A 12333-nucleotide genomic window follows, 5' to 3' on the forward strand; every position below is an offset into this window, starting at 1 on the left:
TATATATATAGATTAATACACAGTTTCTTTTTAGTAAAGGAGATTTAAATGGCACGTTCAAATACGCTTCAATACATCATTTTAGGATTGTTGACCCGTCAACCAATGACTGGTTATGACATCAAACAAACTTTCGATAAAGAAAAGGCCGAATTCTGGAGTGCCCCTTTCAGTCAGATCTATCCGGAATTGAATCGACTCCTAAAAGAGCAATTGATCAGTTTAGTAGAGAATACTGACGAAAGTTCGCGTAAGAAGACTTATCAAATAACCGCTAAAGGCCATGATTACTTCCACGACTGGCTCTGCTTACCATTGGCGCCTACTACGATTGAGATCAATAACGACGATTTTATCTTACGTCTACACTTCTTGGGCGTTCCACATAAAAAAGAACTCAACCAATTGTTGGAGTTGCGTTGTCGCACTCTTAACGTTGAGATTGCCCAGTTGGAATTAGAACTCGCTGAAGTCGTCAATCACCCCGAACAATTTGGCCGGGAACTTATTATTGAAAAGGAATTAGCTAATAAGAAAGCTGACGTCAAACTTTGGAAAAAAGAAATCAAACGTAAATAATCTTGACGAAAAAAGGATTTCATAGTGACTGAATGATGATTCTTTTTCAAGTTTGGTTGTTCACTGCCGTCTTCCATGAAATCCCGGCGGATTGCTGGAACGCTGTGAGAGCAACTTAGAGCCAATTACGGTTCAAATTGTCTCTAAGCTTGTCTGTCTCTAAACTGGCAAAGTACGCCAGCCAAGAGACTACCACGGCTGAGCATCCGTCGGGATTCCACTCCAGACTAAACGGTTTTTTATTTGTTTTACATTAGTAGTATTAAAATTTTATATATAAAAATTCGATACTTTATTTAAAACAATACTAAAAAGGCCATCCAGTTGTTTTTTGGATGACCTATTAGTATATCTAAATAATTGTATGTAACCAAAGTTGAAAAAGAACTAAATGATCAGTTATTATGAGATCCTTTTTGTTGAATAATACTATAATCATAATTTTTTCATAATTAAATAATTTATTTGAAGTCCATTTCTCAAATGTCATATCGTGTCAGCCTACTCTGCTAGTCTATAACAGTAATACAATTTAGGAGGATTTGATATGAAAAAATATTATGGACCAATTGTTATGGGGTTAGCAATTTTGATGGCAGCAGCACCAGTTGTGACTGCCACAACAGTAAAGGCGGACGTAAATAATAACGCACCTATTACTCAGAATTCTTATGATGAAACTCATGCCGGAGTTGAAGAATTTAACAAAGTTCAAATTAGAGTTGATGCTCTAAGAGATTCTGGTAAATATAGTAAAGCTCAAGATCTTACTCTATTTACCAGAGAGATGAATATTGCCAATAGTATTGGTTCTCATACTGATGCACAAATTATGCAAATGTCAAAACAACTAGAAGCATATCTAGATAAAGGAGATATTGGTTATTCTGTCTATGGTGATGATTTTTTAATTCCATCCGATGTTGATCACAACCATATTAGTACGCCATACGTTGAAGTGGCAACGGTTTTCACCTTTGATGCGCTCAACAAGAAACAAACTCAACAGATTCCTGTAAAAGGATTCACCGTTCTTGATAATAGTGGAAATGCTACTGATGGTAAAGTTACCATGTGGCTAGATGATCAAGAACACCTTCACATCGACCCTAACTTTACTACTTCAAAATATGATGATAGTTACATTGATATCAGTGTCTTAGAAAACGGCGACCCATACAATCCTAAAAAGACTTCATCAGCTTGGACTGCAAACAAGAGTGTCGTTACAACAAGTCACATGTCATACCTCTTCACTTATGAAGGCAAAGCCGTTGGCAACCGTGCTTTAGGTGCTCACTCAGCTTGGTTCACTGACCGTTATGCTACAATCAATGGTGAAAAGATGTATCGTGTCGCTACTAACGAATGGGTTAGAGCATCTGATGTTGAATAATTTTTACGCAATATCTTAATAACTAAAAAGACGTCTGGGAAAATTTTCCTAGACGTCTTTATTTTTTAGATTTTAACAATTGCGATTCCAATCAAGCCTGGTCCAGTGTGGACTCCCAAAGCAGGTCCCACTTGGCCAACGAACTCTTGTTGACCCTTGATGTCATTGTCATGCAACAGTTCTAGCATTTTTTGACCGCCAGCTTCATCAGCACCATGACCTATGGCCAAAAGATACTTCTTATCATCGCCCAAAAATTCTTGAGCGTAACTGAGCATCAACTTTTGACCTTTTTTAACGCCACGTGGTTTAGCCGCAATCGTGTAAGAACCATCGGCCTTACAAGTAATGATCGGTGCCAATTTCAAAGCACCTCCAATAGCTGAAGCAACAGGACTGATACGTCCGCCTGCCCGCAAGTATGTCAACGTTGGGATACAGAAATACACGATGGCATTTTTGATCATTGATTCTACTTTCGTAGCTACTTCTGCAAAAGGAGTACCTTCGTCGATCAAATTTTTAGCACCAACTGCAATCAAACCTGAAGCTACCGCTACTTGTTTCGTATCAAAGTACTTAGTTACAAAACGGTCGTCATCTTCCAAAAATACTTTTAGAAAATTAAACGTACCACTCAAAGCTGAAGATACTGAGATAGAAATAATGTGCGTGTAGCCGTCAGCCGCAATTTGGTTCAAAGTTTTTTGAATTGACTCACCAGATGGTAAAGATGTCTTAGGAATTTCAACTGGAAGGTTTTTATAAACTTCCTCAGCTGAAATTTCGATCCGGTCCAAGTAAGTTCTATCATGGTAAGTAATTTGCATTGGTAATTCATAAATACCAGGTTTATCGAGATATTCTTTTGGCAAATCGCAACAGGAATCTACCAATACAGCAATCTTTTCCATTTATTATTAACTCTTTTCGTCTAAATTATTGGTTTCAAGCATTAATATTTTTTTCGTAATTAGTTTGGTAGCGAAAGCCATCGTTACCATTTCAACCATCAAATAAGCTGATGATTGATTTTTTTCGGAGAGTATTTGCCCTTCTTCACGATGATTCAACATTCGCAAAGCTAGTTCCTGTTTCTCACAGAAGAAGTCAAAAGCTTTGGCGATCCCACCATTGAGGTTGGTTTGAATCTCGAGTCCTTCTTGAATATCGCTAATAGAAACGACTTGCTTCAAGAACGTAATGGCAATCAAATAAGCTAAATGTTCGCGCGTATAACGCTTCTTTTCTGGATGCGGCAAAAGGCCGTTTTTTACATAGTTATTGACCATCGACGTCGTTACAACAGGACCATCCTCTAACCAAATAGGACCAATATATTTATCTACTAAGGTCAATAATTGATCTCGATATAAATCTAGTTCTGGTAGGTCCTCAAATCTAGGTAGACGATAGTTCTCCATTTTATCTAGCCATGCTTGCAATTCATCCATTAGAAGCGCTCCCTTTTGTAATTACTGTTATAATTTATCATAGTTATAGTAACTATTCAATCTAGTTTTAAAAACTAGATAACAAATTCATGTGAATTATTATAATTTTGATAACAAAAAAAGCTTGGCATCAGTCCAAGCTCTCCTTCAAATTGTATTCTCTGCGACCAAAAGCAATGACAATTGCCACGCCCGCAGCTGTTAATAATGCGATATAGCCAATATTACGATTGAAGTTAGCATCGCCGAGGTATAGATCACCTAACAATGTTGCCAAAACGGCCGTCCAAATCCCAATCATCTGGAATCTTGTAAAGGCACTGCCAGTCTGACTTCTTCTTTCTCTCTTCGTAATATATGGTAGTACAAATCCTAAACCAATTAAAACAATAATAGCTATAAAGTTGATCGTCAATTCATACCACCACATTGGTGATGCGAATGGTACATCTTGTGGTCCGATGGCAGCAAGCGTAGCGATTCCAGTAATTCCCAGACACCACCAGCCAACGGCCAATGACATAGCTTTATTTTTAATATAAACATAACCAGAATGATAAATATCATCACGCATTCTCACTTTGATAAAGGACCAGAAGATCCAACAAGTAACACCCGGTGAAATAATACCATTCAAATTCAAGAGCCAATTGAAAATATCTTTCATATTTGGCAAAAGAATTCCTAAGAACATAATAAAAGCACTCAATCCAACTGTGAGTAGGTAGCCATTGATTGGCAAACCAGCTGAATTAGTCCGTCTCAAGAATTCAGGCATGTATTTATTACCTGTATCTGAGATCAACATTCTCGTCATAGCATTTAATAATACGGCTAACAAAGCAGCCAAATAAAAAATTTCAGTAAGAGCAAATAAGTACATCAAAGTATTTCCCATGTGGAATCTTTGACCTAAAGCTTGAAAGGCATAATATGAGCCGTTGATCTTCAAGTCATTAGGCAAATGATAGGCATTGAAAAATACTCCCAAAGAAAATGATCCAAAGATCGTTAAGAAACCGGTCATCAGTGACAACATGATCATGGCCTTAGGAAAATCTTTGTTAGGATTACGCATCTTGGTTACAAAGGGAGCAATTCGTTCAGCCCCGTTGATAGCAAAGATCAAGAATCCCAAAGTAGTTAAATAATGGAGATTAAACGTTGGTACGATCGTGTGCATCGTTAAGGGTTTAGTCGCAATGTGTCCGCCCATCATCAAAGCCGTAACGGTCATGATAACGAATAAGACTGTCATACCAAACATGGCGACTCCACCGATCGTACTCAGTACCTCCAAGGAATGTTCAAAACGTGATTGAATAATAATGAAAAAGACAAAAATCAGCAGCGTGAATAAAGCAAATTTACTATTCGACATAATTGTCTGTAACTTTGCATCCCCGAAGTAGACCCAGCCGATAGCGACTGCAATCGTATTAGCAGTATCAACTACGTAGGGTATCGATGCGGCCCAATAAGTCCAGGCGGCAAAGTAACCCATAAACTCCCCACTAGTCTCTCTGACCCATGATGTCAAACCTCCACCGTCGTCATCGAAGGTCGAGCCCAATTGGCCCACCATCAACGAGTACGGTACAACATACACGGCAATCATAATAATCCAGGACGTTATAACGCCCATCCCTTGATTTTGGAAGTTGTAAGTTAAATCGTCGAAACCAACAACTGTCACAAAATCCATCAAGGCCAATACTGGCCAGCTTATGTATCTCTTCTTTGTTTCTAGTTCTGTCATGGCGTTTTCCTCAAGTGAAAATAAATCATTCTTCCCAATTTATTCACCTAACGGTTATTTCAAATATACAATATTTTTCGAATAAAAGGAGGAAAATGATTTAAAAATATTAAAAAATTAAAGCGCTTACTTACCCGACATGACCGCAATCTATCCAGACTGCCTTTTGGTGTACATTATGGAAAGTTAAGCAACTCGAAATATTTTACCAAAAAAAAACTTGCTATGATATAGAAATCGTATTACAGCTATATTTCAAAAGATGTATTCATCTTTAGAGCAAAAAAGCCACCTAGTTTTTCTAGACGGCTTTTCTATTCAAATAATTAAGCTTCTTTGAGATTATATTCTTTCCAACCAAAGGCGACCACTAAGGCAATTCCCACGATACTGATCACAACGATTGAAATGATATTGTGTTGGTAATTTGAACCACCAAGGTACAAATCTCCAACAATCGTCAGGAAGATGGCAGCCAAGATACCTGTCCATTGTAGGCGCGTGAAAGCAGAACCAGTTGTACTGCGGTTTTCACGACGAGTAACATATGGCAAAACAGTACCCAAGCCGATCAAAACGATGATAGCAACGAAGTTAATAACCAATTCATACCACCAAGTAGATGTTCCGAAACTGACATCTTGAGGTCCAATTCCGAAGATCGTAGCTACGGCTGTGATGATCAAGCACCACCAACCAACAGCCAAGGCAACTTTGTCATTTTTGATATAAACATAGTCTGAGGGGAATTTTTGACTATCTTGTCTGATCTTAATGAATGCGAAGAAGATCCAGCAAGTAACACCTGGTGAAATAATTCCGTTCAAGTTTAAGAGCCAGTTGAAAATATCATTCATACTTGGCAAGAAAATACCCAACAACATGATGAAGGCACTCAAACCACAAGTCAACAAGTATCCATTAACTGCATAGATCAACAAACCGATAGTTGTTAGATAATGCAAGTCGAACTTAGGAATAATTGTGTGAATATTCATCGGTTGCGTAGCGATATGGCCACCCGCAGCCAATCCAGCAAATGTCATCAGTACGAACAAAACAGTCATACCGAACATGGCGATTCCACCGATCGTACTCAAGACTTCCAAAGAACGTTTGAATCTTGACTGTACAAAGATAAAGACGACGAAAGTAACTAAAGTCCAAAAAGCAAACCAGCCATTCGACATTTGACTTTGCATCTTAGCATTACCGTTGTAAGCCCAACCTAGACCAACAACGATCGAATTAGCAGTATCGACAACGTAAGGAATCGAAGCTGCCCAGTAAGTCCAAGCTGTGAAATATCCTAAAAATTCACCACTCGTACCTCTGACCCATGAAGTAAGTCCCCCACCTTCATGATTAAAAACTGAACCTAATTGTCCAACCATTAATGAATATGGAATAACATATAAAAATAGCATGATAACCCAAGAAGTAATAACACCCATACCTTGGTTTTGAAAGTTATAAGTTAAATCATCAAATCCAATTACGGTAACAAAATCCATTAAGGCTAAAACCGGCCAGCTTATATAATTCTTTTTTGGTTCCAGAGTTTCCATTAAATAAGCCCCCATAAAAACATAAATTAAAATACATTTTTAAATTCTACACTTATTGCCATTAATTAATAGATTCTGGAATCGTTTACTTCACTTTTTTTGATTATTCTTGACTTATTCCGTCAACTTCTAAAGTTTTGGTCAACAAATTATCCGCTAAAACTGACAAATTCGTACTGTCAAAATCCTCGTGACGCATTGCTGTGTGCAAGATGCCAACCATCCCCCAACAACAGTAGTTCAAAATATATTCACTGTGTTCCTCATGAGTAAAAGGAATAACTCTTTGACCATCCCTGACAGTCATTTCAATCAGTTTTGACATCAATTTAGAATCTGGATTACGACATAACACGCCGATCATTTTCTCGTTAGCTTCGATATACGTCAAAATGTTTTTGAAAAAAGCCGTTCCAATAATTTCTTGATTTTCAGGTACCACAAATTCCCGCAGCATTTGTTCAAAGTGCTGCAAGACATAATCCTCTGTTTTGTTCAATAGATCGTAAATATCTTCGTAATGCAGATAAAAAGTCCGGCGGTTGATGTCCGCTTTATCGGCTAAATTTTGAATCGTGATCTCATTGATTGGTTTTTGCAACATCAGATCGATAAAATTCTTGCGGATCAAGTTTTGAGTTCGTCTAGTTCGGCGATCATTTTCGTTCATAATGTATTCCTTTCTAATGCACATATTAGGTAGATCTGTGCACTAAAACACAGACTCCTATCTTTTGTTTATTGTTCCTTTGATGCCCTCCCCATAAAATAATCAATATCAGGAGGTACAAATTATGTATTTAACTTTTAAAGACTTACGACATGATAAATTAAAATTCAGTGCTTTAGGTTTAATAATTTTCTTAATCGTCTTTTTGGTACTCTTCATCACCGGTCTAGCCAATGGCTTAGCCAATGACAGTGGTTCAGCTATCAAAGAGACTTCAGCTCAAAGTTTTGTTTTACAGAAAGGTTCACAAGCTCGATTGAACCGTTCAGAACTGTCGGCAACTGATTGGAACAAATTCAAAAACAAGTATCACGGTTCCGCCGCCAAGTTGAGCGTCAATCAAGCCACCATCCAAAAGACCAACAATGCCAGTAAAAAGACTGACATCACTTACTTTATGATCGATGCCAACAGTTTTTTAAGTCCCAAACTCACCAGTGGTCAAAAATTAACTAATAAAGATAACAATCAAGTTGTCGTCTCTGACAAATTGAAGTCTTCCGGTTATAAAATCGGTAGCTCAATCAAAGACTCCGCTAGTGGTCAAACTTTCAAAATTGCCGGTTTCACTGACAATAAGGCTTATTCACACACACCAGTAATTTATTTGAATCAGAAACAAGCCCAAAAAGTTTTACCAATGAAAACTGGCTTCAATGCCATTGCTTTAAAGAAAAATCTTAATAGCAGTTCAAAATATCAAGTGATAAATAAAAAGACGCTGATCAACGCTATCCCCGGTTATTCGGCAGAACAAGGCTCGCTTTACTTAATGGTCGGCTTCCTTTACATTATCTCCTTATTCGTTCTAGCTGTCTTTTTCTACATCATCAACTTACAGAAGCTCAACGATTTTGGTACTCTCAAGGCTTTAGGAACTGACACCTCCTACTTAGTAAAACACGTTTTAAGCGAAATGGGAATCTTAGCCATCGTAGCTATTTTAGTATCTTTCCTAATAACTTATCTGATCGAACTAAAGATGCCAGCTTCAATGCCATTCAGTCTCAGTCTACCGGTTCTCTTAGGAACTGGCGGTCTATTCCTACTTATTACGCTAATAAGTGCCATTCTTTCACTGATTAAAGTTGTGAAAGTCGATCCAATCACAGCCATAGGAGGTAACAATTAATGACAAATATTCTCGAATTGAATCACATTATTAAAAACTATCCCGATGGACAACAAGTCAATGAAGTTTTAAAAGACATCTCTTTTCACGTTCAAAGAGGTGAATTTGCGGCTATCGTCGGTCCCAGTGGTGCTGGTAAAAGTACTCTATTGACTATCATGGGCGCTCTACTGACACCATCATCTGGAACCGTTAGCCTGAATGGTCAAGACATCAGTAAGTTATCCAAAAAACAACAAACCTCCGTCCGACTCAATAACATCGGCTTTATCTTTCAAAATTCCGACTTGATCCCCTATTTAAAAATTTCTGAACAATTGCAGTTCGTTCAAAAAATATCTCAAAAACCAGCTATCGATGCCAACGAATTATTAACAAAATTAGGTTTAAAACATCGCCTTAACAGTTATCCCAACGTTTTATCCGGTGGTGAAAAACAGCGAGTCGCCATCGCCCGAGCTTTTATCAATCAACCTGATTTAATTTTGGCCGATGAACCCACTGCTAGTCTGGATTCCAAACGTGGTCGCGAGGTCGTTCAAATCATTCAAGAAACCGTGCATCAAGAAAACAAAGCTGCCGTCATGGTAACTCATGATGAAAGAATCCTAGATCTAGTCGATTCGATTTGGCAAATTGAAGATGGACAATTAAAAAAAGTGAGATAATTATCTCACTTTTTTATTTTTAAGAGATTAAAAAAACGTATTGCAAATTATCTGCAATACGTTTTAGTTTATTTTTATTAAAACCGGTTTGCTCCACTCTCTAGTTCTAAGCGTCGATCTCGTCATTTTCAATTTCTTTGAGTCCTAAAGTAACGTTTTCTTTAGAATTCTCAACAGCATCGAGTCCAACCAAAGCAACCATATCAACTGGAATACTGTGGTATTCTTCAGTACTGTCGATTTTGTCATCATCAGTGACCATGGTTGTTGGTCTCAAAATAACTGTTCTGAATTTACGCTTGTTCAAATTATCTTCAGCGTCACGTTTCGTTTGGATGTAACGTTTGTTAGCACCAGGAATATCGTCAGCCGAGATATAAACGAAAACTGGAACATTATTTTCTTCTGCGGCATCAGCAATGTTTAGAGCGCTTTGGTAATTGACCTTTTCAAAAGTTAAATTCTCATTAGGTTGTTCCTTGTATTCACCGATCGTATCAACTACTACGTCAGCATCCTTTAAATTCTCAGCCCAGAAGCCTTTTGACAAAGCATTACCAATCTTCCATTCTACTTTGTTGTACCATGATTCGTTGCCCAATGGTTCACCAGTTCTTGAAACACTGACAACCTTGTCGCCATTTTCAATAAATTGTTTAGCAAATTCTCCACCTACGAAGCCATTTGCTCCAAAAATTACTACTTTCTTTGCCATAATTAAGATTCCTCTTTCAATTAATTAACAATTCTATGCAAAATCAGCGAATGCCTCATCAATTGCGTGATAATCGCTGTTTCTTAATTCAACATCAAGTGCTTTTACATTTTGTTCAACTTGTTCTGGTTTTCTCGCACCAGGAATGACGATTGAAATATCGGGATTCTTCATGTACCATGCCAAAATAACTTGGGCAACGCTAGCTTCGTATTTGTCAGCTATCTTGCGTACTTGTTCAACGGCTGCCAATAAATCAGTATATTGAGCCTCAGTATACTGACTAAATTTCTTATGATCGGCGGCACTGTATTTACCAGTCAACAAACCTGATGCTAGTGGGAAATAAGGCACAAAGGAAATATTGTTTGCTCTTAAATATGGGAACAATTCACTTTCCGCATTCCGATGTACCAAACTGTAGTTATCTTCAACAATATCAACCAAACCATCCTTGTTGGCTTCCTTGATTTGATCCAATGAAAAGTTTGAAACGCCGATTGCTCTAATCTTGCCAGCTTTTTTGAGTTCATTCAAAGCTCTGACAGCCTCATCCTTAGGTGTCGTTTCATCAGGAAAATGGATGTAAAAGATATCGATATAATCAGTTTTGAGTCGCTTTAAAGCCGAATCGACCGCTGCCTTTAAAAATTTTGGACTATTATTATTTTTCAAATCATTATCTGGATCTTGAGCGGCTTTAGTAGCGATCACTAATTTACTGCGATCATAATCCTGAATAACATCGCCAATGATCTCTTCTGAACGCCCTAAACCATACATATAGGCCGTATCCAGAGTCGTTATTCCACTGTCAATAGCTTTCTTAACAACGGCATAACCATCCTCGTCCTTTAAATTATCGAATAAATTGTGGCCACCAACTTTATTAGTTCCAAGGCCAATCTTTTTGCTAGTTACTTCTGTGTTGCCAATTTTTATCAAATTATTCATGTATTTTAAGACCTCCTAACTTTGAAACCGTTATCTTCATAATAGCTCAATTAGGGCAAAAAAAATAAGATTATGCATAATTTACATAATCTTATCGATAATATTTTAATCTTCAGAAGGTAATTCTTGACCTTCACGTTCAGATTCAAGTTTATTGCGAACCGCTGCTTCGGTAGCTTTTCTATGTTTAGCAAGTTCACTATTTTCAATTTTGTCTTTAACAACTTCCAATTCGTCTACTTCTTGATGAGCCTCAGGGTTATTACGTCTGAAGATTGCCATAACGCTGTATGCAATATTTTCGCCCATAAGTGTGATCAAAGAACCGAGTAAAATAACTACGATACCGATAATAGTATTAGCCGTCATAGCTTCACCAAGTATCAACAAAGCTAATACTGGAGCCAAAGCTGGTTTAACTAAGAAGATCAAGGAAGCCTGTAAAATACCGACTTTTTCCATTGACACAAAGTACAAACCAAAAGCCACACCAGTAACTAAGATTGAGATGTAAAGCAATAGTGGCAAGTTTTGTAACGTGATTCCCTTGAAGAAAGGAATGTTAGCAAATTCCGCATAATTACTTGGAATCATTCGTGAAACGGCTGGAATGTGGCTGATACCCATCAAAACGCCGAGTTCAGTTGAACCGAACAAGAAAGCTAAACATGTCATAGATAATCCGTTCAAACCGATCTTGTTACCATTGACACGTGACATAACGCCGTACAAACCAAAGATAACTGACGAGATCAAACCGAGAATAATTCCCATCGCACCAGTTAGGTGGAATGGATTGATGATGATCAAAAGACCAACCAATGTTAAAATCAATGCTAAAACGTTAGTTCTTGATAATTTTTCTTTGAGGAACACAAAACCAATGATCAAACCGAAGATTGGGTTGGCACTCAACATGATGGCAATGACTGATGCCTTAGCCATACCGATTGAGATTTGATAGAGCGTCATACTCAAAACTACAATGACAAATCCTGTCAAAGCAATTCTGCCCCAGTCCCCTTTAGAAATTTTTACATTGTTCTTTCTTAGGTAAAGAATTGTAAATGGTAGTAAGGCCAATCCACCGATCAAGAATCGAATGAAGTTCAACTCGATTGGATTGAATTGGTTACCAGCGATTTTTAAAGCAATTTCCATTGAACTGAATAAAAATGTTGGTATTAATATGTATAGAAAACCTTTAAAATTCAAAACTTAATTTCATCCCCATTTTTTGTTAGTGAATATGTTTAGTGTACTCTCATATTTGGGGTCCAAAAAATGAAAGTGTTTCCAATTTCAAAAAATTATTTTGTTAGATGGTTCACTGCCGTCTTCCATGAAATTCTGGTGGACGCTGGAACGCTGTGAGAGC

General features: G+C 37.5%; 12 protein-coding genes. 4 read left to right on the forward strand and 8 right to left on the reverse strand.

Going from position 1 to position 12333, the window contains the following annotated elements:
* The first annotated feature begins 48 nt into the window (after window positions 1–48).
* Together FD29_RS03285 and FD29_RS03290 are read left to right on the forward strand one after the other, a co-directional pair.
* Window positions 49–579: a PadR family transcriptional regulator gene (locus FD29_RS03285; protein ID WP_057887539.1), complete on the forward strand. Its 531-nt coding sequence runs from the start codon at window positions 49–51 to the stop codon at window positions 577–579.
* Between the two features lie 547 nt (window positions 580–1126).
* Window positions 1127–1975, forward strand: a complete 849-nt coding sequence (locus tag FD29_RS03290; RefSeq protein ID WP_057887540.1) for an SLAP domain-containing protein — start codon at window positions 1127–1129, stop codon at window positions 1973–1975.
* Window positions 1976–2040: 65 nt separating this feature from the next.
* Here FD29_RS03290 and FD29_RS03295 read toward each other — a convergent pair whose 3' ends face one another.
* The 5 genes from FD29_RS03295 to FD29_RS03315 form a co-directional block, all read right to left on the reverse strand.
* The gene (locus FD29_RS03295; protein ID WP_057887541.1) at window positions 2041–2889 is read right to left on the reverse strand and encodes a DegV family protein; all 849 of its coding nucleotides are present in this window, start codon (window positions 2887–2889) and stop codon (window positions 2041–2043) included.
* A gap of 6 nt (window positions 2890–2895) precedes the next feature.
* Window positions 2896–3429: a DUF1836 domain-containing protein gene (locus tag FD29_RS03300; RefSeq protein WP_057887542.1), complete on the reverse strand. Its 534-nt coding sequence runs from the start codon at window positions 3427–3429 to the stop codon at window positions 2896–2898.
* A gap of 130 nt (window positions 3430–3559) precedes the next feature.
* Window positions 3560–5188, reverse strand: a complete 1629-nt coding sequence (locus FD29_RS03305) for an APC family permease (RefSeq protein WP_057887543.1) — start codon at window positions 5186–5188, stop codon at window positions 3560–3562.
* A 326-nt stretch (window positions 5189–5514) separates the two neighbouring features.
* Entirely contained in the window at window positions 5515–6756 is a 1242-nt protein-coding gene (locus FD29_RS03310) for an amino acid permease (RefSeq protein ID WP_057887544.1), read from the reverse strand.
* A gap of 103 nt (window positions 6757–6859) precedes the next feature.
* A complete protein-coding gene (locus FD29_RS03315; protein WP_057887545.1) occupies window positions 6860–7426 on the reverse strand; it encodes a TetR/AcrR family transcriptional regulator in 567 nt (188 codons plus the stop codon).
* Window positions 7427–7550: 124 nt separating this feature from the next.
* On the opposite strand from FD29_RS03315, the gene FD29_RS03320 reads away from it, so the two are divergent.
* The gene (locus FD29_RS03320) at window positions 7551–8618 is read left to right on the forward strand and encodes an ABC transporter permease (protein WP_057887546.1); all 1068 of its coding nucleotides are present in this window, start codon (window positions 7551–7553) and stop codon (window positions 8616–8618) included.
* A complete protein-coding gene (locus tag FD29_RS03325) occupies window positions 8618–9286 on the forward strand; it encodes an ABC transporter ATP-binding protein (RefSeq protein WP_057887547.1) in 669 nt (222 codons plus the stop codon). Before FD29_RS03320 ends, FD29_RS03325 begins: the two co-directional genes overlap by 1 nt.
* A 106-nt stretch (window positions 9287–9392) precedes the next feature.
* Here the strand turns inward: FD29_RS03325 and FD29_RS03330 are convergent, their stop codons facing one another.
* The 3 genes from FD29_RS03330 to FD29_RS03340 form a co-directional block, all read right to left on the reverse strand.
* The gene (locus tag FD29_RS03330; RefSeq protein ID WP_057887548.1) at window positions 9393–10001 is read right to left on the reverse strand and encodes an NAD-dependent epimerase/dehydratase family protein; all 609 of its coding nucleotides are present in this window, start codon (window positions 9999–10001) and stop codon (window positions 9393–9395) included.
* 33 nt (window positions 10002–10034) lie between these two features.
* Window positions 10035–10955 carry an aldo/keto reductase gene (locus FD29_RS03335; protein ID WP_057887549.1) on the reverse strand — a complete coding sequence of 307 codons (921 nt, stop codon included), beginning with the start codon at window positions 10953–10955 and terminating at the stop codon, window positions 10035–10037.
* Between the two features lie 105 nt (window positions 10956–11060).
* The gene (locus tag FD29_RS03340; RefSeq protein WP_057887550.1) at window positions 11061–12170 is read right to left on the reverse strand and encodes a DMT family transporter; all 1110 of its coding nucleotides are present in this window, start codon (window positions 12168–12170) and stop codon (window positions 11061–11063) included.
* Between the last annotated feature and the right edge of the window lie 163 nt (window positions 12171–12333).

This window comes from Companilactobacillus mindensis DSM 14500 (genome assembly GCF_001434275.1).
In the GTDB taxonomy this organism is placed as follows: domain Bacteria; phylum Bacillota; class Bacilli; order Lactobacillales; family Lactobacillaceae; genus Companilactobacillus; species Companilactobacillus mindensis.